The sequence below is a fragment of the Anaerotruncus sp. G3(2012) genome (assembly GCF_000403395.2).
Taxonomy (GTDB): Bacteria; Bacillota; Clostridia; order Oscillospirales; family Ruminococcaceae; genus Anaerotruncus.
This window is the reverse complement of the sequence record NZ_KE159659.1, coordinates 1-23776: the sequence shown is the minus strand read 5'-3', so window position 1 is coordinate 23776 and position 23776 is coordinate 1. Positions and strand designations below refer to the sequence as shown.

The 23776-nt window shown below is 54.6% G+C and carries 28 protein-coding genes and 1 tRNA gene; 5 read left to right on the top strand and 24 right to left on the bottom strand.

From position 1 onward, the window contains the following. The 17 genes from C814_RS10500 to cbiD are packed head-to-tail and all read right to left on the bottom strand — an operon-like array spanning position 1 to position 15190. Positions 1-531 carry a cob(I)yrinic acid a,c-diamide adenosyltransferase gene (locus C814_RS10500; RefSeq protein WP_016317785.1) on the bottom strand — a complete coding sequence of 177 codons (531 nt, stop codon included), beginning with the start codon at positions 529-531 and terminating at the stop codon, positions 1-3. Beyond that, positions 528-2033, bottom strand: coding sequence for a cobyric acid synthase (locus tag C814_RS10495; RefSeq protein ID WP_016317784.1), 1506 nt, complete (start codon positions 2031-2033; stop codon positions 528-530). The genes C814_RS10500 and C814_RS10495 overlap by 4 nt, the downstream gene beginning before the upstream one ends. Continuing rightward, the gene (locus C814_RS10490) at positions 2030-3085 is read right to left on the bottom strand and encodes a pyridoxal phosphate-dependent aminotransferase (RefSeq protein ID WP_016317783.1); all 1056 of its coding nucleotides are present in this window, start codon (positions 3083-3085) and stop codon (positions 2030-2032) included. Before C814_RS10490 ends, C814_RS10495 begins: the two co-directional genes overlap by 4 nt. Continuing rightward, entirely contained in the window at positions 3082-4080 is a 999-nt protein-coding gene (cbiB, locus tag C814_RS10485; RefSeq protein ID WP_016317782.1) for an adenosylcobinamide-phosphate synthase CbiB, read from the bottom strand. Before cbiB ends, C814_RS10490 begins: the two co-directional genes overlap by 4 nt. Beyond that, positions 4067-4660, bottom strand: coding sequence for a histidine phosphatase family protein (locus tag C814_RS10480; protein ID WP_016317781.1), 594 nt, complete (start codon positions 4658-4660; stop codon positions 4067-4069). The genes cbiB and C814_RS10480 overlap by 14 nt, the downstream gene beginning before the upstream one ends. Next, positions 4551-5051, bottom strand: a complete 501-nt coding sequence (locus C814_RS22870; RefSeq protein WP_081644951.1) for a bifunctional adenosylcobinamide kinase/adenosylcobinamide-phosphate guanylyltransferase — start codon at positions 5049-5051, stop codon at positions 4551-4553. Before C814_RS22870 ends, C814_RS10480 begins: the two co-directional genes overlap by 110 nt. Beyond that, on the bottom strand, positions 5042-5818 hold the full coding sequence (locus C814_RS10475; RefSeq protein ID WP_016317780.1) for an adenosylcobinamide-GDP ribazoletransferase: 777 nt from the start codon (positions 5816-5818) through the stop codon (positions 5042-5044). Before C814_RS10475 ends, C814_RS22870 begins: the two co-directional genes overlap by 10 nt. Then, complete coding sequence (locus C814_RS10470) at positions 5815-6384, bottom strand: bifunctional adenosylcobinamide kinase/adenosylcobinamide-phosphate guanylyltransferase (protein WP_347707293.1); 570 nt, start codon at positions 6382-6384, stop codon at positions 5815-5817. Before C814_RS10470 ends, C814_RS10475 begins: the two co-directional genes overlap by 4 nt. Next, positions 6344-7405 carry a nicotinate-nucleotide--dimethylbenzimidazole phosphoribosyltransferase gene (gene cobT, locus C814_RS10465; RefSeq protein ID WP_016317778.1) on the bottom strand — a complete coding sequence of 354 codons (1062 nt, stop codon included), beginning with the start codon at positions 7403-7405 and terminating at the stop codon, positions 6344-6346. The genes C814_RS10470 and cobT overlap by 41 nt, the downstream gene beginning before the upstream one ends. Beyond that, the gene (locus C814_RS10460) at positions 7402-8781 is read right to left on the bottom strand and encodes a cobyrinic acid a,c-diamide synthase CobB (protein ID WP_016317777.1); all 1380 of its coding nucleotides are present in this window, start codon (positions 8779-8781) and stop codon (positions 7402-7404) included. Before C814_RS10460 ends, cobT begins: the two co-directional genes overlap by 4 nt. Further along, complete coding sequence (locus C814_RS10455) at positions 8769-9989, bottom strand: bifunctional cobalt-precorrin-7 (C(5))-methyltransferase/cobalt-precorrin-6B (C(15))-methyltransferase (protein WP_016317776.1); 1221 nt, start codon at positions 9987-9989, stop codon at positions 8769-8771. Before C814_RS10455 ends, C814_RS10460 begins: the two co-directional genes overlap by 13 nt. A 22-nt stretch (positions 9990-10011) precedes the next feature. Next, positions 10012-10794, bottom strand: a complete 783-nt coding sequence (gene cobK, locus C814_RS10450; RefSeq protein ID WP_016317775.1) for a precorrin-6A reductase — start codon at positions 10792-10794, stop codon at positions 10012-10014. After that, a complete protein-coding gene (cobJ, locus tag C814_RS10445) occupies positions 10787-11518 on the bottom strand; it encodes a precorrin-3B C(17)-methyltransferase (protein WP_016317774.1) in 732 nt (243 codons plus the stop codon). Before cobJ ends, cobK begins: the two co-directional genes overlap by 8 nt. Positions 11519-11532: 14 nt before the next feature. Then, positions 11533-12552, bottom strand: coding sequence for a cobalt-precorrin 5A hydrolase (locus C814_RS10440; RefSeq protein WP_016317773.1), 1020 nt, complete (start codon positions 12550-12552; stop codon positions 11533-11535). Next, positions 12549-13325, bottom strand: a complete 777-nt coding sequence (cobM, locus tag C814_RS10435; protein ID WP_016317772.1) for a precorrin-4 C(11)-methyltransferase — start codon at positions 13323-13325, stop codon at positions 12549-12551. Before cobM ends, C814_RS10440 begins: the two co-directional genes overlap by 4 nt. 16 nt (positions 13326-13341) lie before the next feature. Further along, positions 13342-14043 (bottom strand): precorrin-2 C(20)-methyltransferase, encoded by a 702-nt coding sequence (cobI, locus tag C814_RS10430; protein ID WP_022788307.1) that lies wholly within the window; start codon positions 14041-14043, stop codon positions 13342-13344. Beyond that, a complete protein-coding gene (cbiD, locus tag C814_RS10425; protein WP_016317770.1) occupies positions 13955-15190 on the bottom strand; it encodes a cobalt-precorrin-5B (C(1))-methyltransferase CbiD in 1236 nt (411 codons plus the stop codon). The genes cobI and cbiD overlap by 89 nt, the downstream gene beginning before the upstream one ends. A 184-nt stretch (positions 15191-15374) precedes the next feature. Here cbiD and C814_RS10420 point away from each other — a divergent pair, with 184 nt between their 5' ends. The 3 genes from C814_RS10420 (at position 15375) to C814_RS10410 (ending at position 17610) form a co-directional block, all read left to right on the top strand. Continuing rightward, positions 15375-15863 (top strand): amidase domain-containing protein, encoded by a 489-nt coding sequence (locus C814_RS10420; protein ID WP_016317769.1) that lies wholly within the window; start codon positions 15375-15377, stop codon positions 15861-15863. 114 nt (positions 15864-15977) lie between these two features. Further along, positions 15978-16211, top strand: coding sequence for a hypothetical protein (locus C814_RS10415; protein ID WP_016317768.1), 234 nt, complete (start codon positions 15978-15980; stop codon positions 16209-16211). Between the two features lie 247 nt (positions 16212-16458). Beyond that, positions 16459-17610 carry a ribose-phosphate pyrophosphokinase gene (locus C814_RS10410; RefSeq protein WP_016317767.1) on the top strand — a complete coding sequence of 384 codons (1152 nt, stop codon included), beginning with the start codon at positions 16459-16461 and terminating at the stop codon, positions 17608-17610. A 57-nt stretch (positions 17611-17667) separates the two neighbouring features. Here the strand turns inward: C814_RS10410 and C814_RS10405 are convergent, their stop codons facing one another. From C814_RS10405 to C814_RS10395, 3 genes are all read right to left on the bottom strand, one after another. Beyond that, on the bottom strand, positions 17668-18153 hold the full coding sequence (locus C814_RS10405; RefSeq protein WP_016317766.1) for a hypothetical protein: 486 nt from the start codon (positions 18151-18153) through the stop codon (positions 17668-17670). Further along, the gene (locus C814_RS10400) at positions 18150-19151 is read right to left on the bottom strand and encodes a pyruvate kinase (RefSeq protein ID WP_016317765.1); all 1002 of its coding nucleotides are present in this window, start codon (positions 19149-19151) and stop codon (positions 18150-18152) included. The genes C814_RS10405 and C814_RS10400 overlap by 4 nt, the downstream gene beginning before the upstream one ends. Before the next feature lie 148 nt (positions 19152-19299). Continuing rightward, a complete protein-coding gene (locus tag C814_RS10395; protein WP_016317764.1) occupies positions 19300-20289 on the bottom strand; it encodes a diaminopimelate dehydrogenase in 990 nt (329 codons plus the stop codon). A 337-nt stretch (positions 20290-20626) separates the two neighbouring features. Here C814_RS10395 and C814_RS10390 point away from each other — a divergent pair. Further along, positions 20627-20715 (top strand) — tRNA-Ser (locus C814_RS10390). Between the two features lie 327 nt (positions 20716-21042). Further along, positions 21043-21276, top strand: coding sequence for a helix-turn-helix transcriptional regulator (locus C814_RS10385; RefSeq protein ID WP_016316620.1), 234 nt, complete (start codon positions 21043-21045; stop codon positions 21274-21276). Between the two features lie 98 nt (positions 21277-21374). Here the strand turns inward: C814_RS10385 and C814_RS22160 are convergent, their stop codons facing one another. From C814_RS22160 to xerA, 4 genes are all read right to left on the bottom strand, one after another. After that, positions 21375-22082, bottom strand: coding sequence for a M23 family metallopeptidase (locus C814_RS22160; RefSeq protein WP_016316619.1), 708 nt, complete (start codon positions 22080-22082; stop codon positions 21375-21377). Next, on the bottom strand, positions 22079-22441 hold the full coding sequence (locus tag C814_RS10380; protein ID WP_016316618.1) for a hypothetical protein: 363 nt from the start codon (positions 22439-22441) through the stop codon (positions 22079-22081). The genes C814_RS22160 and C814_RS10380 overlap by 4 nt, the downstream gene beginning before the upstream one ends. A gap of 13 nt (positions 22442-22454) precedes the next feature. Continuing rightward, positions 22455-22787 (bottom strand): hypothetical protein, encoded by a 333-nt coding sequence (locus C814_RS10375; RefSeq protein WP_031219540.1) that lies wholly within the window; start codon positions 22785-22787, stop codon positions 22455-22457. A 103-nt stretch (positions 22788-22890) separates the two neighbouring features. Continuing rightward, positions 22891-23776: site-specific tyrosine recombinase/integron integrase (xerA, locus tag C814_RS10370; RefSeq protein WP_022788305.1), on the bottom strand; the 886-nt coding region annotated here is incomplete at its 5' end.

Sequence of the window (23776 nt, the reverse complement as noted above, 5' to 3'; positions counted from 1 at the left end):
TCACAATTCTATCCCCGTTCGGGCGGGGATTCCCTGTTCATATGGATGTTTGCGGCTGCATATCTCAGAAAGATAATCCGCCCGGCCGATTAGCCAGCCGGGCGGATTTCGGCCGGTCAAAACCAGCTCGAGCGGTTCCGGCTTCTGCTCGACAAATGCACGCAAAAGCGCTTCGTCAAGTGTACCGGTCGAAACCGCATTGATTGCTTCATCGAGTATCAGCAGGTCGTACCCTCTCCCCTGCCCTACCCGATAGATAATCTCCTGCAACATCCGGTTTTGCACATCCCGGGTCTGCTGCAGCTCGGATGCGTCCATCTGGAACGTGAACTTTCTCACTCCCTCACACCGCAGGATGGAAACCTGTTTCAGCTGCTCCAGAATACGCAGCTCTCCCGATTTCCCATGCTTGAGAAACTGCGCAAACAACACTCTCATTTCCCGTCCGGCAGCGCGTACCGTCAGCCCGACTGCCGCAGTTGTTTTGCCCTTTCCATCTCCATAGTAGAGATGGATCAGCCCTTGCTTCACATAACTCCCTCCTTCAAAATTCGATAGATCTCCTGTAAATCAATATGTTCCCGTACCCCCTGGGCCAACAGATCGAACTGCGCTTCCCGATAAGCAACGGGATCGGGGATCGAAATGAGAGATGGATCCACCCCCTTAGCGGTACAAAGACAGGACACCAGCGCAGAGACTGTCTCCGCGCGATCAAACAGCCCATGCAGATAGCTTCCACAGACCGTCCTGGAATATGCGCCGTCCGGCTTTCGGATTCCATCCTGGGTCTCTACCCAGAGAAGCGGGACTTCGGAGTACGTCTCTCCCATATGAATCTCGTATCCCTCTAGCGGAACGCCGGACAGACCTGCAAACCACCCATCAAGCGTTCCAAAAGCGCCCCTTACCTGTGTACGGGTCTTCTGACGGGCAAAAACAGTATCCACTGGAAGCAGGCCGATCCCGGCCAGCTCTCCCCCATGCTCTACCTCAAACGGGTCGCGAAGCCGTTTTCCAAGCATCTGATACCCCCCACAAATTCCCAGTACTGCACCACCCGCAGCAGCAAATTTTTGGATTGCTGCTTCCAATCCGCACTGCCGCAGCCAGAGCAGGTCGGACATGGTGTTTTTGGTCCCGGGCAGGATCAGCAGGTCTGGAGAGCCGAGTTCGGCTATGGAGTGTACATACCGCAGACTGATCCCATCCGCAGCTGAAAGAGGATTGAAATCGGTGAAATTGGAAATACGCGGCAGACGGACGACCGCAATGTCGAGCAAACCAGGGGTACCGCGCTTATGAAACCGGTCGGACAGACTGTCCTCATCATCAATATCCACATCCAGACAGGGCACTGTGCCGACCACTGGTACCCCTGTGATCTGTGCGATCTGTTCCAGCCCAGGCCGAAGAATCTCAATATCCCCCCGGAACTTGTTGATGACCAAACCTTTCACCATCCTGCGCTCGTCTGAATCGAGCAGGAGCAATGTTCCGGCGAGCGAGGCAAACACCCCACCGCGGTCAATATCTCCGACCAGCAGCACAGGCGCACCAATCAGTTTGGCAAGCCCCATATTGACGATATCATCCGTCTTGAGATTGATTTCAGCAGGGCTTCCCGCTCCTTCCACCACAATAATGTCATTTTCCGCTGCTAGACTTTCGTAAGCCTGCATAATCTGCGGGAGGAACGAACGCTTTTTTGCGAAATAATCTCGTGCACTCATCGTCCCGACCACCTCACCATTGACAATCACCTGTGACCCAGTGTCGCTCGATGGTTTCAGCAGAATCGGATTCATCCGCACCGATGGCTCGATTCCTGCCGCCTGTGCCTGTACCGCCTGTGCGCGTCCCATCTCCAACCCTTCCCGGGTGATATAGGAGTTAAGCGCCATATTTTGGGATTTAAAGGGGGCGACACGATAACCATCCTGCCGGAATATCCGGCAAAGTGCCGCCGCAAGCAGACTTTTTCCTGCATTGGAAGCCGTCCCCTGTATCATAATTACCTTTGCCCGTTTCATTTTGTGCCAAGCACCTCCTTTATTGCCCGAATCAATCCGGCATTTTCTTCATGTATTTTAACTGCAATTCGATAGAACTGTCCGTCCAGCCCATGGTAATTGCCACAACTCCGAATCAGGTATCCCTTGTTCACCAGTTTCTCCCGTAAATCGCAGCATCCTTCCAACTTAAAGAACAGATAGTTTGCCTGTGAACCAAAACAGACTGCCCCTACAGAATGCAGTTCGGTTTCCAGATAGCTCCGTTCCCGGTGTACCAGTTTCCTTGTCTGCTCCAGATAGGCAGAATTACACTCCAGCGCAGCCAATCCCGCAATCTGCGCCGGACCAGAAACATTCCAGGGCGGTTCACAGATCTGGATACGCTCCAGAACCGTCTGATCAGAACAGAGCAGGTATCCCAGCCGCAGGCCGGCCATCGCATAGAGCTTGGTAAACGCCCGCAGCAAGAGCAGATTTGGAAACTCCGCTAACCGACCCTGTAAGCCCTCCTGCCCTTCCGGAAGGAACGGCAGGAAGCATTCGTCAACCAGCAGCAGGATACCGAATTTTGCACATCGGTTTAGAATCCGCAGAAGCAGGCTATGGTCGATTGGAAGCCCAGTCGGGTTGTTCGGGTTACAGAGCACCACCAGATTCAAAGCTGGCTCTATCTGTTCGAGAACCCGTTCAGTGAGCTGGAACCCCTCCGATTCCTGTAACAGATGTCGCTTTACGATGCACCCAACCGCATCCAGCGCAGATTCATATTCAGAAAAAGTCGGGGCTGCGATCAATGCACGCGCTGGGCGCAGAGACAATGCAATCCGATACAGCAGGTCCGCCGCCCCATTTCCGCAGTGCACCCAATCTGTATGCACCTGATCCCGGACGGCAATCCTTTCACAAAGTGTCCGACAAAGCGGATCCGGATACCGCTCCCAGCACTCACTGGCATGAAAAAGGGCCTGCCTGACTGAAGCAGGCAGGCCAAGCGGATTGGTGTTGACCGAGAAATCAATTGGCGGACTTGTATATCCATACAAATCGCCGCCATGAACAAGTCCTTTCATACCATCCCTCCCAAAAAAAGGCTGAAAAGCATACGCGACGCACCGAACAGGAACAGAGCTGCGGCTGAAGCTGCATACATCAATCGGTTCGCACGCTGGATGTCCTCCGGTTCTACCGGGCGAAGGCTGTCTCCGATCATTGGTTTTCGCACCAGCCGACCACCGTACCATGCATCTCCGGCGAGCTGTACACCCAACGCACCTGCACAGGCGGCTTCGGTCTGCGCGCTGTTGGGGCTTGCGTGATTCCGGCGGTCCCTCCGCCAGGTGCAATATGCTCTTTTTCCATCAAGCCCGCACAGCCGCGCGGTTGCGATCATCATCAATGCGCAGAGCCGGGACGGAACCAGATTGAACAGATCATCCAAATGTGCGGCAGATTGTCCGAACCAGAGATAACGGTCGTTTTTGTATCCGATCATGGAATCGAGCGTATTGACCGCCTTATAGCAAACACCTAACGGAACACCACCCAGCAACAGATAAAAAAGCGGTGCAACCACCCCATCAGAGGCATTCTCGGCAACTGTCTCAACTGCGGCTTTGGCCACCCCATCGAAATCGAGTGTGCCGGTATCCCGCCCAACGATCCAGGAAACCGCATATCGCGCATCGGTAAGGTTTCCCGCGTTCAGAGCATCGAATACCCGCATACTCTCCTTTTGAAGCGCGCGCGCCGCAAGCATCTGATAACAAATCAGTGTTTCCACTGCAAGTCCGATCGCTGGATGAACCCACCTTGCCAACGCCACAACTGCATAAGCAATCCCCGTGGAGACAGCCAAAGTCAGCAGTGTGGTCAGGATACCGCCAGCCTGCTCCCCTTTTTTTCCCTGTGGAAATAGCCTGCGCATACCCGCTTCAAGCAGAGAGATCAGGCGACCGATCCAGCGCACCGGATGCGGAAGCCAGTGCGGGTCTCCGAACAGAAGATCAAGCAGAAATCCGAATGCAACCGGAGCGACCGGATTCCAAAATACGTCAAACCGGCTCATCTATCCGCGTTACCTCTCGCAACATCCGGCCTTTTGCCCATTGTTCTTCAGTTACGCAGGCAGACCATCCACCGAGGTTGGGCACCTGCCAGTCATAGAATGGTTTTCCTTTGGCGAACCGCTCCATAACTGCCATAATTGTACCGCCGTGAATCACAAATGCAACTCGGCTGATTTGATCCCGAAAACAGTCTTCGATCGCCTGTGCGAAGCCGTTACAGCAGCGTTCCCGGAATCCCCTTCCAGATTCCCCATTGGGCGGAGCGGCTTCTCCGCCTGATGCGATCCACTCCTGATATTCGGGCAGGGCTTCTAGTTCTCGGTGGCACTTTCCCTCGAAATCTCCGAAATCACATTCCCGCAGGCTGTCGAGCACCACTGGCTGTTCCCCTGGATAAAGAATTTGGGCAGTCTGCCGGCAGCGAAGCAGTGGGCTGACATAGACCCGCTCCGCCATCGGATAGGCGAGATTACAAAAGCAGGCGACACCGGCCTGGGAGAGCGGCTGATCGATGCGCCCAATGTACCTTCGTTCGATATTGCCCTGTGTCTGGGCGTGCCGGATCAAAAAAATCTCCAATGGTTACCCCCCCTTTTATCATAATCGGAATTCCCGCAATTATCCGTTCTACCCTGCACGCATGACAGGCGACCAAGCAGCAGGCACGCCCTGCAGCCTCCCGCCATTCCCGCTCGAAGCCGCTGACTGGCACCACCCCGCAGCCAATCTCATCCGAAACCACAATCAGGTCAGGCCGCTCTTCTATCAACCTGTGAATATAGACCAAGGGGTCCTGCCCATCCTCTAGGAGCCTACGGACCAGCAGATGCAGACGGTTTACCACTGGTTGATCCGGGATCCGGTCGAGCGGGCAATTTGAGCCGTCGCAAACCTGTTCTCGGGAGATTCCAGTACGCGCAAGGACCAGATCCAGCTTTCCCTGCCCTTTCCCGCCGACAATCAGCTCCATCCAACCATCCTCCCTGCAAAAATAACTGCAAACAGCATCCCAAATTCGGCAAGCTGTAGAAACCAGCCAGCTAAATCCCCAGTAATCCCTCCGAACTGCCGGTAGGATGTCCGCTGGTAGAACAAAAAGATTGCAACAAGCACCAACAGACAGGCCATCCCGATTTGAAACTGGATCCAAAGCATCCCGTATGCGCAGAGCCAGAAGATGGTAAGCAGGAAACCGGCACACCGTCCTTTCTGCGCTGCATCTGCAAACCCAGCCGCAAGACCGCTCGTTTTGGCGCACTGGAAAGTTACCACCGAAAGCCCGCTCAATGCCCGAGATGCGACAAACCCGATCCCAATCATCCCACAGGCCCGGGAAGAAACCGGAAATTCACTCCAAAGCCCGAAGGTCAGAAGCAGATAAAGACAGCATCCTATCAGTGCAAACGCGCCGAGATGCGCGTCCTTGAGAATCTGTAGTTTTTGTTCGGTGGGCGCATGGGATGCGAGCGCATCGACCGTGTCACAAAAACCGTCAAGGTGGATGCCCCCAGTGATCAACACGGGGATCGTCGTTGCTGCCGCAGCCAGAAGGACCCTGCCGATCTGGAACCGTCCGCAGAACCATAGCCATCCCCAGACCGCTCCTCCAACCACTCCACCCACCAACGGAAAGGCGCAGAGCAGATAGCGGGTCGTCTTTTCATCCCATGCGAACTGGGGCATAGGAATCGCTGAATACATCGAAAATGCAGCTGCAACTGTCCGAAGCAGATTCATTCTATATCCCTCCCCTTGCAGATCACCGGAATCCCACAGACCACCTCTACCACCCGATCGGCGCGGGCAGCGATCGCCCGGTTTAGGCTGCCAAGCAGTGCGAGATAACGCTCGGTGTCGGGATCGTAGGAGACTCCATCCGAAAAAATCTCGTTAGAAACGATCACAACTGCCTCTGCCTGTGCGCAGAGCTGGTCGAGCCCTCGCAGGATTGCGGTATCTGTATCCTGCCCCGCACCATCCGGGGAAAACAGCTCATTTGCTGCCAGATTAGAGAGGCATTCCAGCAGAACTGTACAGCCCTTTGGCAATCGAAGCTCTGCAATCCCGGTATACTGTTCCACCGTCTCGAACCCCTTTTTCTGGCGGGCAGCCCGGTGCTTTTTGATGCGGGCTTCGCACTCCGCATCAAACGGCTTCATGGTGGCCAGATAGAACTTCCGCCCGCCCGCTTCCACTGCCAGCCGTTCGGCATATTCCGATTTTCCGCTTGCCGCGCCGCCTAAAACCAATGTCAACATCGGATTATTCCAGTGGCTGGTAGCCATCAATCTGAATCTGCTCAAAGGTGCGCATCCCGCAGTAGACCGCAGCTGCCATATCCAAAAGCGGCAGCATGGCGATTGCACCAGTCCCCTCTCCGAGACGGAGTCCGGCAGAGATTGCCGGAGAAATTCCCAGCGCATCAAGCAGAGGGCGTCCTGCCGGTTCTTCCGGCAGATGGGAAGCGAGCGGATATCCAGCCGCCGCTGGACAGAGCCTCACGGCGGCGAGCGCGGCAGCAGCGGAGATCACGCCGTCCACCACGACCGGCAGCCGGTGCACTGCTCCCCCCAGAAACAACCCGCACAATCCGGCAATGTCCAGTCCTCCGACCTTGGAAAGGACGTCGATCGGATCGGCCGGGTCGGGCTGGTTGACTGCGATCGCCCGCTCTATTGCGCAGATTTTGCGCTGGAGTCCGTCGCTCGAAAGCCCTGCGCCACGCCCGGTCAACGAGGCTGGCGGCTTCCCAAGCAGAACCGACGCAACCGCACTCGCAGTGGTCGTGTTGCCGATCCCCATTTCTCCAGTTGCCAGAATCCGGTAGCCTTTCTGTTTCAGGTCCCCCACCAGGTCGATTCCAAAGCAGAGCGCATCCAGCGCCTGTTCCCGCGTCATCGCCGGGCCAACCGCGATATTTCCGGTTCCGTAGGCGATTTTATGTCGGAGCAGGTCCCCCTGTACATCCTGTGAGACCCCGATGTCCACCGGGAGCAGGTCACAATCCGCAACCCTCGCCATCATACAGGCGCAGGTCTCTCCCCGCGTGAAGTTTTCCGCCACTACCGCTGTTACTTCGCTGCCGGTCTGGGTAACGCCTTCGGATACCACCCCGTTGTCCGCGCAGAAAACGACACAGGCGCGCTTTTTCAGAGAAACCTGTGCATCCCTGGTGATTCCTGCAATTTGTACCACTGCATCCTCGAGCAGGCCCAATCCGCCAAGCGGTTTGGCAATCGAATTCCAACGGTCTCTGGCCTGCTGCATGATGGTCTGATCTAATGGCTGGACCGCACATAGGCGGTCGCTCAGGCTTCGGTTCATCTCCCCTGCTCCTTCCGATATTCAAGCGCGGCATTCAAAAACCGTCTTGCTGCGGGTGGATCGCCCGCCAGATAGAGGTGTGGGAACCCTGCATACAGCCGTTCAGTAGTGTGCACACAGTCCCAATGGACATCCCGCATCGGCTTTTGGGCGGAAAAGCCGTCCCCGCAGTCTCCACTCTCCCAATAGTGGAACTCATGTGCGCGGAAGGTCCCACCACGGGAACAGAGTAGATTATCCTGTTTGGCGGTCAGCTCCACATATCCAAACCGGGAAAGCTGGTCGGTTTTATAACCTGCAGCCGGGATCAGGCCGACCATCCGATGCGGAATCCGACGCCTGTCCTCCAACGTCCGGTGCAGATAAAGGAACCCGCCGCACTCAGCGATCGTCGGCATCCCGCTTTCGATCGCTTTCCGAACCGATTCCTGCATCGAGCGGTTTCGTGCAAGACGCCATGCATGCAGTTCCGGATAGCCGCCTCCAAGCAGCAGACCATCACAGTCGAACGGAATCGACCGATCCGCCAGAGGGCTGAACCAAACCAGTTCCGCGCCGAGCAGCTGGAGCAGTGCCAGACTATCCGCATAATAAAAACTGAACGCCGCATCATGCGCGACCGCAATCCGGGGCGTACCATTAACCGGCTCGAGTGCAAGCGGCTGGTAGATCAGGGTCGAGGCATTCTGTGCGGCCGCGACCAAACCATCCAGATCAATCGTCTGCTCCGCCTGTTCTGCCAGGCGGTCGAGTTTCTCCCGCAACCGGGAGATCTCCCGCGCGGTGACCAACCCAAGGTGCCGGCTTTCAAAACCGCAGCCGGGCATCGGCGGCAGATAACCGAATACATCTACAGCACATTCCCGCTCGATCAGCTCCTGCACTTCGGGGTAAACCGACGGTGAGAGCTGGTTCAGGATCACCCCGACAATCCCGGAATCCGAACGGAAATTTTTAAATCCATTGACCATCGCGGCGATCGAAACCGCCATCCCACGCCCATTGATCACCAGAATCGTTGGAGTCTTTGTCACCCGGCCCAGATCGTAAGCAGATGCTTCAATACTCTTCCCCGCCAGACCGTCATAAAGCCCCATGGCCCCCTCAATCAGTGCAAGATCGGTTCTGCCTGCATCCGCAAGAAGGCGGCAGATGGTTTCCCGATCTCCAAGATAGAGGTCAAGATTGGAAGAATAGGCCGCGCCGACTGCGGACCGGTGAAACATCGGGTCTATGTAGTCCGGCCCGCTCTTGAAGCTGGCGACACGCATCCCCCGCTTCACCAATGCACGCAGGATCGCGCAGCTCACAGTTGTTTTTCCGGAACCGCTTGCCGGGGCGGCAAGCAGCAGACGGGGCAAATTTACGGTTTCCATGCGTCTTTCCCTCCCGCACTCAAAATATAGACCGGGTTTTGTCCGGTCATCATGTGGCTGCTGCCCACCGTTTTTGACCGCGCAGCGAATACCTGTACGATCTCCTGTCCGGTGAGTTCCAGCCGGTTGAACGCCTCGAGCGCGGCTCCGACCGTCTCAAGCGTGATCGCGTTGACTACCACCCGCACAGCGGGGTTTTTCTGCACCGCAAGTTCGACTGATGCGGACAGTCCGCCCGAACTGCCCCCAATAAATACGGCGTCAGGAGCTGGCAGATCAGACAATGCATCTGGAGCGGTCCCTTGGATAATTTGCAGATTCGGAAGCGAAAATCGTATCCGGTTTTGTTCGATCAGTTTGCAGGCTTCCTGCTCCCGTTCGACTGCAAAGACCAACCCATCCGGGAGTACCCTCGCAACCTCAACCGAAACCGAACCAGTGCCCGCCCCCACATCCCAAACCATCCATCCAGGCTCCAGGCACAGCTTGGAGATCGAAACCGCCCGCACCTCGGCCTTGGTCATGGGGACATTCCCGCGCAGAAATGCTTCGTCTGGGATGCCATGGGTCGCTGGACGGGAGCGGCGGCGCATGTTGCAGTTGCGCACCAGCATCACCGCAAGCGGATCGAATGTTTCTCCGCAAAGCTGCTCTGCTGTTCCCTGTGAAATCCGTTCATCAGGGTACGAAAGCCGCTCCCCCACTGATACCGCCAGATCACCAAGCGCATTTTCGCAGAGACGGGCACAGATTTCAGCTGCACCGAATTTTCCACCGGTCAGAAGAAACGTTTCCTCGTTTGCACAGATGGTCCCAATCAGATCCTGCTCCCGCCCATGCAGACTCAGTACCGAAATATCCTCCCAGGAAATACCGAGCCTTGTACAGAAATATTGCAGACTGCTGATCCCGGGAATCAGCTCGACCTGCTCATCCCCCAATAAGTGCATAAGACCTTTGGCCGCACTGTAAAAACCAACGTCCCCCGAGACAATCACGGTCACATTCCCCAACTGCCGGCGGCGCAGAACCTCTTCGGCGATCTGTGCCGGAACAGATGCCGGGACCTTTTCCACGTCCACATCCGGAAAGCAGTTGAGCAGCCGTTGTGCACCAATCAGGCAGCGGCTCTGCTGGATTGCCCGCATCGCCCGGATGGTGAGCAGATCAGGATTCCCCATCCCAATCCCGATAATTGTAATATGCATCCTGCTTTCCTCCTCTGTCCCGTTATAATAGCTCTTCCGGAACTGTATCAGGGATTCTCAGCCCAAACTCATCGGTCAACAGGGATACCACCTCCCGGTAGCGCATCCCCCGGCCTGTTGACGGCCTGTTGATTACGATGACCGTCGCGCCGGCATCCTGCGCTGCCGCCAGTTTTTCCGGGAAACCTCCGGTCTCGCCTGAGTCCTTGGTTACCAGCAGGCCCGCCCCGATCTCCCGCAGTGTCGCGAGGTTCATTTCCCGGGAAAACGGACCCTGCATCGCTATAATATGCTTTTGTGGGTATCCAAGCGTCAGGCATCTTTCCAGCGACTCCAACGCTGGAAGAACCCTCGGATAAAGCCGCTTTTGGAAATCGGGCAGACGGGCAAAAATATCCAGGTCCTTGCTCCCGGTGGTAAGGAGCACATTGCCGGTTGTCGCGCTTAAGACATCCACAGCCTGCCGCGCATCCTCCACATAGACGCATCCGTCCGACTGCGCGGACGGCCGGTCAATCCGCAGATAGCGGGTTCTTGTCTTTTCGCATGCCTGACAGATATTGCGGGTCGCCTCATCTGCATAAGGGTGGGTGGCGTCTATCACACAGTCGAATTTCAGGTTTTGCAGCATTGTGGCCATCTCATCCTGATCGAGGCGGTCGGCAAACACCTTGACCGCATCCGGAAGAAGCTGCCTGCCATATCCGGTTGCGACGCTTGCACAGACCGACACGCCGCACCGATAGAGCAGCTCGATCAGTCGCCTACCCTCAGTTGTACCGGCAAACACCAGAAAATTAGACATCCCGATACCCCCTCGGTGTGACCATTCTGCCGTTTTTCAGCGTGGTGGAGGAATTCCCAATAAAAACGGTGGTAAACATATCCACTGTTTCCTCCCGCAGCTCGAGAAGGGTCATCACCCGGGCCTGTTCTCCGTTCCGCCCGATATTCTTCACAATCCCTGCCGCAGCGCTGGGAGAACGGTATCTCAGCAGGATGTCACATGCCCGTTGCAGATGGTCTGTACGTTTTTTGCTTGCAGGGTTGTACAGACAGATACAGAAATCCGCCATGCCTGCCGCATCCAGCCGTTTTTCGATCGTCTCCCAAGGGGTCAGAAGGTCGCTCAGAGAGATCACTGCAAAGTCGTGAACCAGAGGTGCACCAAGCAGCGCAGCTCCGCTGCATGCGGCTGTTACACCCGCAACCACCTCGATCTCCACCGGCGGGTATTGGTCTGAAAGTTCGTAGACCAGCCCAGCCATTCCATAAACACCCGCATCTCCACTACATACCAACGCGACTGTCTGCCCGCCTGCGGCCTGTTCAAGCGCGGCGCGGCAGCGGTCAGCTTCCTGACGCATTGGGGTGGTCAAACATGCTTTCTGTGGGAACTGGCTCCGCACCAGATCAACATAGACGGTATATCCAGCGATTATGTCGCTCCGTTCGAGCGCGGCGACCGCCCTGGCAGTCATGTCCAGCCGATTTCCAGGGCCGATCCCGACTACAAAAATTTTGCCCATTCTGTTCCCTCCCCTCAAAATGTCAGTTCCGGAAACGGCATTGCAGCGGCGACGGTCACGCCATCTATCGCAACCTTTCGAAAGAGCAGTTCTCCCCCTCCACAGGCCACCGCAGCCCGTTCACAGACGTTGTCCACTCCAACCGTCCGCTCCACAAATGCCGAACCGGTGAACTGACCTTCTGTCTGCACCAATGTCTGCGCGGAAACGGTTTCCAGCGGCAGGCTGTATTTCCCGCAAAATGCTCGGATGCATGGCTCCTGCGATTTTCGGTCGATCGTTGCGATCTGCCGTACCGCAAAAAGAGAAATCTGGTGGGACGCGAGCACGCTCAACACCGCCTGTTCAAACTGTTCCTCCGAAATCCCTTTCCGGCATCCGACACCGACGGTTACCAAACGTGGGAACAGATGCAGGGTGTTGTCAAACGGACGGGTATGCCCATCGAGCGTCAGATGGATACCAAGTAATCCGGACTGTGCATACAAAAGCCCGTCGGGAAGCCTCCCGGCAACCGGGAAGTCACTATCAAACCCGACCTTCTCCCCCGCCAGAACTGCGGCAGAGACCCGCTTGGCCAGCTCCCGTTCCCCGATGGAAAGCCCTTGTGAGGCCGCCCACAGATCAACCGCAAATTTTTGATGCAGATCGGTCGCGGTTGAGATTACCGCCACCCCGCCGGTCAATTTTGCCACCTCTTTGGCGAGCTCGTTGGCGCCGCCTACATGCCCACTCAAAAGCGGAACCGCAAACCGTCCCAGCTCATCGACCGAAACGACCGCCGGATCACAGAATTTGTCCCGGACAAACGGTGCAATCGCCCGTACAGCGATCCCACAAGCTCCGACAAAGAGAACTGCGTCGCCTGAAAAGGCCTGTTCCGCCCAATCATGCAGGCTGGGACGCGGCTCCGTCCCTCCCCGCCGCAGGACTGATGCGTCCATTACCTCGTACCCTGCTGCTCTCATTCCATCTTCCAGGCGGTTGAGAAGGGCTGCACCCGTTTTGGTGAACGCGACGATTGACAGCTTCACTGGCTCGCCTCCCGGAATCCAGTTGAAAACGACGGATCATAGAGTTTGGACCGCTCATAATGGGACGATGTTCCCCGCAGGTATTCCCCAATCAAAATCAATGCAGTTTTTTGGATGCCATGCTCCTGTGCACATACAGGAAGCTGCCCAACCGTACAAAGAATCGTTTTCTCGTCCGGCCAGCTCGCCTTGTAAACGATCGCTGCAGGGGTATCTGCTGAATAGCCGCCACAGATCAGGCGGTCGCTCAACTCCCCGGCCATCCCAGCACTCAGATAGACCGCCATGCTGGCCCGATGCGCCGCCAGCCGTTCAATCGACTCGGATTCCGGAACCGGGGTGCGTCCCGCCATCCGGGTGACAATCAGTGTCTGGGAGACGCCCGGCAGGGTGTATTCCGCTCCCCCCAGATGCCCCAGCGCGGCAGCGGCCCCGCTGAACGCACTTACCCCAGGGGTGATATCGAAGGAAATCCCCTCTGATTGTAATGCGTCGATCTGCTCCCTGACTGCACCATAGAGCGAAGGGTCTCCAGTATGCAGACGCACAGTGGTCTGACCTATGGCTTCGGCCTCCCGGATCGACTCCAGTACCTGCTCAAGGGTCATCTGCGCGCTGTTACGGATAACACAACCAGATTTCGCAGCCTCCAGAAGTGCGGGATTGACCAGCGATCCCGCATAGATGATCTGATCCGCCTGCTGTAAGAGCCGGTGTCCCCGAAGGGTAATCAGGTCGGGGGCGCCGCATCCAGCCCCTACAAAATGAACCATCTGCGTATTCCCCCTCTCAGTCGGGCTGCCGTTCCCCGGCTATGATGATTGAAAAATAGCTGGAAGCCTCATCGGCCTGATCAAGAGAATCCAGAATCCGTTCCCCCTCCATCCCGCACCGCTCAACCATCCGCGCCTGTTGATAAAGACCCCGTTCCCGCAGAGCTGTTTTGACCTGCCCAATCTTTTTGCCGGTTTTCATCAGTACCTTGACACCGTTCCAGTCCAGACCTTCATCCGCACCCTCATACGAGGCGGGGATGATATGGAGCGGCTTTGCGGCTTCGGTCAAACTGATGCCAAGCCGTGACGCGACTGCGCAGAACGAAGGTACCCCTGCTACCATCTCGGCTTCGAATCCCAGCGCGCGGATTCTCTCCTGCATATAAGCGTAGGTGGAATAGATCGAAACATCCCCAAGGGTCAGGAACGCGACCGACTTCCCTTTCTCAAGCTGTTCCGCGATCTGCGCAGCTGCCGCAGTGTGGCACGCTTCCAGCCGGCCCGGATCCCGCGTCATGGGAAATGAGAGGTCTATCTTCTGTTTGGAAAAGATCTCCGGAACCGCTTCGCAGGCGATCTTCCAGGCAACCTGGGTTTCCGCCCCCGACTGCGGTACCGCCACCACTTCACAGGAGCGGATCACCCGCACCGCTTTCAGGGTCATCAGTTCCGGGTCCCCGGGTCCGACACTCACCCCGTACAATCTTCCCTGCATCTTCTTTCCTCCAACACGCTCGTTTGATTTGAAAAATCAGCTGTTCTGCACCCAAAGTCTGCCCCAAAATGCCATACTGGTTGGAAAAGACCACTGCGCCAAACGGGGTGTTTTTCAACCTCTGCCCAAGATGGAACCCGATTTTTTCTATGATCGTTTTCATCACCGGATCGCGCAGCCCTGCCTGCTCCAAAAGCTCGACCGCCCGGTCGGTTGTATCCGCCTGCATCAGCGCAGATGCCAGCATCCGATCTGCACCCGCCAGCGCGGCATGGGCAGCAAAAATCTCCATTCGTGCATCAGCGACCCGGGAATGGGTTTGAAACACCCCTGCCGCCAGCTTGACCAGCTTTCCAATGTGCCCAACCAGAAGCAGCCCGGTAAATCCCAGATGATCCGCATAATCGAGCGCATCGCCGATAAAATTGCTGCACAGTGCCGCCCTGTCGAGCGGAAGCCCGATCTCTTTGGAGGCAAAGCGTTCCCCATAATTTCCCGGTGTCAGTAGGATCGGTGTATCCCCTGCCGCGCGCAGCATATCCAGTTCGGCACGAATCGTCTGTATCAGGGCGGCTCCGCTCATTGGCTCGACAATTCCGGTTGTACCCAGAATCGAAATGCCTCCTACAATTCCAAGGCGGGGGTTGTAGGTCTTGGCAGCAACCCGCTGCCCATCCGGAACAGAAACGGTCACCCGCGCGCCTAGATTCGCCCCGAACCTGTCCAGCACCTCCCGAACTTCCTGCTCAATCATCCGACGGGGTATCTGGTTGATCGCTGCCGCACCAGGCGGCTGTTCCAAGCCCGGACGTGTGACCCGTCCAACGCCTTCCCCGCCTTCGACCAGGATTTCCCTGCCTGGAAAGAAACTGACTTCGGCACAGATCAACAGTCTATTGGTCACGTCAACATCGTCGCCGGCATCCTTGCGCACCCCGTAAACCGCCTTTCCGGGCGACACCGAGCAGAGTTCGGACGAAAGGCGGAGCTGGATGCCTTTTGGAAGCAGGATTGAAACTGCCGCCTGCTCCTTTCCGGTAAGCAGATGTGTCGCCGCAGCTTTAGCTGCGGCCGCCGCGCAGGAACCAGTGGTATAGCCACACCGCAGCTTTTTTCCACCGCTGTAACAGTACGGATACACTTCCATCCAACCCCATCTTTCCTGCGAAAAAACAGGACGCCGCCGCAGGAACTGCGGCATCGTCCCCCATCATCATTCGGTTCTAACGAGCATTTTAATCGAATTTTTGACAAAAGTCAAGCCGGGAGACATAGAATATGGTATATCCAGAAACTTCAAACCGTACCCAAAACAAAAGGAGGCGTTTTTCGTGCTGAAAACCTACCCCTACAACCGGGAAAAAGCCGCAGTATATGCCAAGAAATGGGCATTTGAACGCAATCCCCGTTATATGAGATTCGACGGCATAGGGGGCGACTGTACCAGTTTCGTCTCCCAATGCCTGTTTTCAGGCGGTGCAGTGATGAACTATGCCCGGGATGTCGGATGGTATTATAACAGTCCAACCGACCGCGCCGCAGCGTGGAGCGGCGTACCCTACCTCTACAATTTTCTGACCCGCAACCGTTCGGTGGGACCATTTGCAGAACAGACCGAAGCAGATGGGATCGAAACGGGAGACCTGATCCAGCTCGGGGATGCGGCAGGGCGATGGTATCACTCGCTGTTCGTCAGCGGGTTTGAGGGCAGCGACCCGCTTGTCACCACTCATACATTTGACGCTTTCGCCCGCCCGCTCTCCAGCTATACCTTTTCCTTTGTGCGCTATTTGCATATTATTGCGGTCCGAAATTGGTGAATATCTACAAATTTTTGTACAATAGGTAAAAAATGCTCCCCTTTTCTGCAATTTACTTGCTTGTCCCAAAAAACAATGATAAAATAAGACTGTTACCGAGTCTCTGGAGAAAGGATGTGGTCTCAAATCAGCCGTTTTATTATCCGTGTGATTGAAAACGGAGAGGAAAAATATCTGTTCAGCACCCGTGTTCTGCTGTACGACCCCGCACTTGCCAAAAAATTCTCTTCTCCTCTGCTCGCAAACCGCTATTGGAAAAAATCGCTTTACAAAGGATTGATCCATACCATTATTCCTGATCCTTATGAGCTGGCCGTTCCACAGTCTTTGAGTGCGATTGTCGAATGATTCCCCTGTTTCATATGCGAATACGACAATTTTAAGCTCTACATTTGTACGCATTTATGGAAAACTCCTATTTTCCAAAAAGACGTATACAAAAACGGTTGTTTTTTGTATAATGCTATCCGTGTAATTTTGGTCCTGACTTCGGTTTTAAAGGCCGATGGTGGCTCCCGTCCTCTGCTTCGGCAAACAGAGGACGGCGGATCAAAACGCAGGCGCCGGAGAAACCAAAAAGAAAGAGGTATCGTCAATGTCACATCCTATGGCAAATTTTGATGAGAAAGAGATTTTTTTTGATGAAAGCTACGTTGCAAAGCTGGGGCTGATTGTCACTGAAAGCGCACAGGAACTTGGAAAAAAGATCAATAAGCATCTCATTCGTTGGGCTACAGACGCCGGCATGGATTATGATTCCTTTATTGTCGAGAGCGAATGTCCCCGTTTCTCTTCCGGGGATGGAAAAGGCATTATCAAGTCGACCGTCCGCGGCGATGACCTCTTCTTTCTTGTAGATACTGGGAACTATAGCTGCACCTATAAGATGTTCGGGGTGCAAAACCATATGTCCCCGGACGACCATTTCCAGGATCTCAAACGCCTGATTCAGGCTGCGAGTGGTAAAGCACATCGGATTACGGTGATTATGCCGATCCTTTACGGCAGCCGCCAGCACCGCCGCAGCTATCGTGAGTCCCTCGACTGTGCGTTTGCGTTGCAGGAGCTGCAAAATATGGGTGTTTCCAACGTTATCACCTTTGATGCGCACGACCCCCGCGTTCAGAACGCAGTCCCGCTCATGGGCTTTGACAACGTGATCCCTTCTTATCAGGTGCTCAAGACACTGCTCCGTTCAGCCAGCGACCTTCAGATTGACCGGGGTCATTTCATGGTGGTAAGCCCGGACGAAGGCGCCATGCAGCGTAATATGTACTATGCTTCTGTCCTCGGCGTGGACCTTGGGATGTTCTATAAACGCCGCGATTATTCCCGCATCATCAATGGACGCAATCCGATTGTAGCGCATGAATACCTTGGCGACTCGGTAGAGGGCAAAGACATCTTTATTGCAGATGACATCATCTCTTCGGGTGAGTCGATGCTCGACATTGCATATGAGCTAAAAAAACGCAAGGCCCGCCGTATTTTCGCCTATTCTACCTATGCGATCTTTACGAATGGGGTGGATGCATTCGATAAGGCCTATCGTGATGGCATTATCTCGGGTGTGCTCGGTACCAATCTCACCTACCGCACCGATGCGCTTCGGCAGCGTGAGTGGTTCTATGAGGTAGATGTTTCCAAATATATTGCATACTTTATCGCTGCGATCAATCAGGAAATGTCCATCAGTAAAATCCTCGATCCGTTGGAAAAGATCAAAGACCTGCTTGCAAGACGCTGATCAAAAAAAGACCTCCCGTGTTATCGGGAGGTCTTTTTTTCTGTGCCATATGTGGGCTTATTTTCTTCCAAAAAGATTCGCAATAGGGGAAATTGCGGTTTGCAGATCATTGATCGCGGTATTCAGCTTTTGAATATCAATGCTTTCCAGAATTTCCAGCGCATGCTTTACGCTTTCCAGCATCTCGGCGACCCCATCCTCCCCTTTTTCAAGCAGACTGTCAACTTTTCCGAGCGTTCCAGCGTAATCGAGCTGTGCAATATCCGAGGTTGCACTTTGCAGGTTTGTCAGTACCGCCTCCGACTGTCCCATCAATGCGTTTATTTTAGGATAAAGCACCAGACCCGCCGCCAACACAACCGCCAGCAGACAACCAAAAATTCCGGTACAGACCTGCATCAACCTGTACTGCCTGCGGGCATATTTTTTCTGTTCTGCTGCGTCCTCCTGCATCTGGCGAAGCAGTCCTGTCAACTCGGACCACTCTGACGGGCGTTCCTCTTCTTGCTGCTGTACCTCTGTTTTCTGTTCTGTTTCGGTCATGCTTTTTCCCCTTTCTCTCGTTCCAGATAGACCAGTGCCTGTTCTGCTGTCTGCACCAGATACCGCATCGCTTCTACAGGATATTGCCCCACCGCAGTCTCTCCAGTCAACATCAGCGAGGAAGCCCCGTCCAAAACGGCATTAAAGATATCCAAAACCTCGGCCCGGGTTGGAACTGCGGCATGGTGCATCGAATGCAGAAGCTGGGTCACGACCATGAATGACTTGTTTTCCTTCCGGCAGGCTACTGCGGCCTCCTTCTGTGCCGCCGGCAGCTCCCAGAGCGGCATGTCGTTTCCCAAGTCTCCACGCGCAATCACGATCTGGTCCGCATAAGGCAGCAGCTCAGATAGACGTGCCAGTCCAGCCCGGTTTTCCAGCTTGGCAAAAACCTGAATTTCCGGCGCACCGACTGCTTGCAACGCCTGACGTAACGTGCATAGATCCTCTGGACCGCGCACAAATGGGAGCATAACACCGGTTACTCCGCACTGCTTCGCCAATTTCAGATTCTGGTAGTCCGAACTGGTCAGAGTAGGCGGATGCAGCTGCATTCCTGGCACAGCAATACTCTTGCGGGAACGCAGAACCCCTCCTCTCAATACAGTGCAGGTGATTGTATTTCCTGTGCAGCATACCGTCCGCAGCCGTATGATTCCGTCATCCAAAAGCAGCTCTGATCCGGGGATGAGTGCATGGGACAGCAGCTCTGGGACCGGCACCCCTCCTTCACCAAGAAGAAGTGATTCCCCCTCTTGCAGCATAACTGGCATGTCCAACGCTCCAATCCGCAGCTCAGGGCCCTGGAGGTCAATCAAAAGCTGTGGTTGGATGGTGATTTCCCGCGCTGCCTGTCTTAGATGCTCCAGCCATTCGGCACACCCTTCCAAACCCATGTGCGAAAGATTCAGACGTACACCTGTCATCCCTTCCCGGAAAAGAGCGGACAGAAGTTTGGAATCTTGGCAGGATGGACCCAATGTCCCATAATATTCCAATTCTCAACCACCTTTCCGAAAAACTCCTTGTTTTGTGATACCTGTATTTCCTACTGTTTGCAAGTAAAAACACCGCCCCAACCGCTTACAGATACAGGAACTCCCGCAGGACTATTAACAAGCTGCGGGAGTTTTGCAGGCAGAGATATTACAACAGTTCTGCCCGGAGCTGTTCCCCTGTCTTGGGGGAAAGCAGAGCAGGTGCAATGTCGAATACCGATCTGGCACCGGTCTCGCCTCTGCTGGACAGCCGATAGGCAGCACGTGCGTAACAGACCAGCACGCTTGAAGTGAACTCGGGGTTCGAGTCGAGAGTCAGCGCATATTCAATGATATGCCGGTTATCTGATTTCCCTGTTTTTCCGCTGCGAATCACAAAACCACCATGCGGCATCTTGTTATGCTCCGCTTTCAATGTCTCCTCGGTGACAAAATGTACAGTTGTATCATAGTCGGAGAAATAATTGGGCATCGTCTTGATTGACTGCTCGATAACAGCCTGATCCGCACCTTCCTCCGCAACAACATAGCATTCCCGCTGATGCTTCTGCCGGGTAGCCAACTCAGGACAGGAGCCTGTGCGTACCGCCTCTACTGCCTCCTGAATCGGGACGGTGTATTGGATCGCGTTTTTTACCCCTGGAATCCGCCGGATTGCATCCGAATGTCCCTGGCTTACGCCGCGTCCCCAGAAAGTATAGGTTCCTCCTTCCGGAAGAACTGATTCACCGAAAATGCGATTGATCGAAAACAGTCCCGGATCCCAGCCCACCGAGATAATCGAGAGCGTCCCCCCTGCTTTCGCAGCTTCATCGACCGATGCAAAATATGCTGGGATTTTTGCATGGGTGTCAAAACTGTCGATCGTATTGAAAAGCCTTGCAAACTGCGGCCCCATCTCGGGCAGATCGGTCGCCGATCCACCACATAGAATCATTACATCAATCTCGCCCTTCATCGCGGCTACTTCACTTACATTTTTCACTGGTACACCCTTCGACTGTATCTGCAGTTTGTCCGGATTGCGTCTGGTGAAAACCGCGGCAAGTTCCATATCTGGCTGCTGACCAAGCGCAAGTTCAACTCCGCGCCCCAGATTTCCGTAACCTACAATACCTACCCTTATCTTCTGATCCATCCGAATTTCCCCCTTACTGAAATGATTGAAACAACAGGCCCTGCAACCATTTGTCATACGGATATGACCGCCAGATCAGCTTAATCCGTTGGGACAGGAGCAGGCCCTGCCTGCGCATCGTCCTAGCCATAGCTCTGGTATGGTAGCTGTTTTGCAATTATTATACCATAAATCTGTTTCCTGCACAACACCCTGAAAATCCGCAGATGCACACTGGAAATTTTATAGTGAAAAATTACACAATCCCATTGACTTCCTGCGGCTTATATGCTATAATTTTTTACTGTCATGAGGTTATCATTTTTGTTTATGATTTTCTAAAGGACAAATTTTATATGGAGCGGTATCGAAGTGGTCATAACGGGACTGACTCGAAATCAGTTGTACCTTCGGGTACCGTGGGTTCGAATCCCACCCGCTCCGCCATTACACTTTATATCCGAATATACCTTGCTTTATTTTTGTTGATGGGTTATTTGGGTGCATAATTAAACGATAAGTTTAGTTATGAAAAGAGCAGACTGTTTTACAGTCTGCTCTTTTGGCATTAATTAAATTTATGATACAAACAAGGGGTAACTCATGGTATATACCATGAGTTACCCCTAAATTCCACAAAAAAACTACAAAATTTTACAATCGGAAGTCGATTTCCTTCATATTGCAGTTAATCTCCTTTATTTTGATTATAGAGAGTGGATGAACGACACTCTATCCGCTGCAAATCTATAATCTAAACAGGAGGGTTACATCATGGCAAAAGTCGCATTACTCGATCATGAAAAATTCGATAATGCAATCAGGGAATCGGATCTGAAGCAGGAACAGCTTGCAGAACACCTGGATATCTCCACGCGCCATATACGAAATCTGAAAAGCGGGGATACTTCCATTTCTGCTCCTCTTCTCTATAAAATCAGCCAGGAGTTTCAAAAGCCTATGGAATACTTTCTGACGCTTCAGGAGAAGGATGGAACAATCGAATAAGGTATGTTCTATATGCGATAAAATCTCATAAATAAAAACGCCCTTGAAGCGGAACCTTCTATTGAAGATACATCCACCCCAGGGGCGTTCTTTCGCATTTATTCCTCTTTATACTTCGCGGCCAGAGCCATAATTTCTGCGCACAGCGCCTCATATCTCGCCTTATAATCCGGCTGATCCGACGTCTCTGCGGGCAGTTCAGGTACGACCAGATCGCTCTGGGCACACCAGCTCCCCGCTGCTCCGGCGATACTCTGCCCATCTCCAATAAACCAGACCTTGGCCGGATTGATCGTGCTGTCGGACAGCCCTCCCGCCCTGGCATACTCGGTCTTGGTATTGATGATCCGGTTGTTGGCCGTTACCGACACGCCGGGCGCAAGGGTCGGATACTTGGTGTCGGTATCCAGCTCAATGTGCAGGTGTGGGCCGCTGCTGTTGGCTCCAGTGTTGCCATACTGGGCAATCACCTGACCGTGGCGTACCTTGTCTCCTGCCCTGACCGCGACGCTCGCATGATGGTAGGTGCGGGCGGTCAGATCCCGCACCTTGCCGTCGTTGCAGAGCACATCCCGGTAGACGATCACTGTCACCATACCCAACCGGGAAAGATTGCCGGTCAATGTCGGACCGTCCTGTCCAGCGGCGATCACCTCACCATCTCCCAGAGCGAGTACATCATGGGTATTGGGATCGTAGCAGTCCACGCCATAATGGGGCCAGCCCCACTCTTTGAGATATTGCGGATGTTTATATCCAGCTGTGATCCGCATGGCCTTAAACGGCAGTGTCAGTCTCTGGCTCATCTCAATACCTCACAGTCCTTGCCCTGCCCCATCTCTTGACTGCTGCCCGTCAGCCTGTCCAACTGCATCTTGGCATATCCCTCAATCGCGTCAAAGGTGGTCTGTACAATCTGTTCGATCAGACTGCGCGGCACAAACGGCCTGATTGCAAGTGGCAGCAGGCTATAGAGTTGACCGACAACCCACTCAAACTTAACGCCACCCGCATTGGTCAGGTCACTATACAGCTCCTCGGCCCGCCGGATCAACGCCGCCACCCGTCCGCTGACCTTGGCATTGCCCCGATACCACAGAGCAAGACCCCCGAAGATCAGCGCACAAAGATAGATCACAATACGTACAAACTCTTGGTAATTCATCTTTACCTCCTTCTCACAATCCGATCCTGGTGCAGATAAAGCCGATCATGGCTCCGATCACGACAGTGACGATATGCCCGACCGCCTTACGCCAGTTTTCCCCGTCGCGTGCTTCCAGGCTTTCCAGCCGTTCCCCCTGCTGCTTCAGCTCGTTGGCCATGATCTCCATGTTCAGGGCCAGCTTTTCCACCGATGTAACCAGCGCGCCGATCTGCTCCACCTTCTCTTCCAGCGTGTCGATCCGATGATTCTGCCGGTTGTCCTCTGCGGCCAGACGCTTGTGTTCCGCCTCCAGCCTCCTGCAAAACTCATCGTGCTCGGCCCGCGAGATTACTGATGTGTCCACGTTTACCACCCCTTTCGTAAAAGTCCTTTCATTTACTCCGCCTGATCCCCGGAGATGTGCGGTTTTGTTGCACATCTCTGGGAACTTTTTTGCTTCAGCTGATTTACGCTATAATCCGTTCGTACTCATACTGGATCGTCCGTTGTGACAGCTCCGCATAGATGAGGGTTGTCTTGGTGTCCTCATGGCCCAAAAGCCGCTGGATCACTGTGATGTCCATGCCTCCGGCAAGCGCCAGCGTCGCGAAGGTGTGACGCAGCAGGTGCGGATGCACATGCAGCCCCACCCGATCTCCGATCAATCCCAGCACTCGTTGGATTGCCCGCGGCTGCATGGCTGGGTACGGTGTCTTGACGCTTACAAACAAGGCATCCCCACCCTTGCGCCGGGCGATATACTCCTCCAGCATCAGCTTGGCCCTGACACTGAAATAGACCTTGCGGCTCTTGTTGCCCTTGCCATGCACGACTACGCTCCGATCCCGCCAGTTGACATCCTCCATCCGGATTCCGGACACCTCGCTCAAGCGGCATCCAGAAGACACAAGGAACTCTACCAGCGCCCGCTCTTTATAGGTTTTGCAGGCATCCCGCAGCCGTTCCAGCTGCTCCTGGGACAATGCGTGCCGCGACCGGGTGCGATCCAGTCTGGGGGACTTGATCTTGAGCATAGGATTTCTACGAATGACGCCTTCAACTGTCAGCCAGCTGAAGAAGCTGCGCAGGGTATTGATGTGGGTCAGCAGGCTTCCATCCCGGAGGCCGCGTGTCTCGGACAGATAGGAGATGTACTTCCGCAGATCGTCCACTGTGATCTTGGTCACCGCTCGGTCTACCTGTCCCGCAAAAACTCCCAATGTGTACCGGTAGTTTTCAATCGTCCTGGCCGATAATCCATCAATCCGCTTCGCCGCAAGGAACGCCGAAATTTGCTTTTTCAGGTCTCCCCAGCCGGATCCATTCCGACAGGATATTTGATAGGGCTGCACC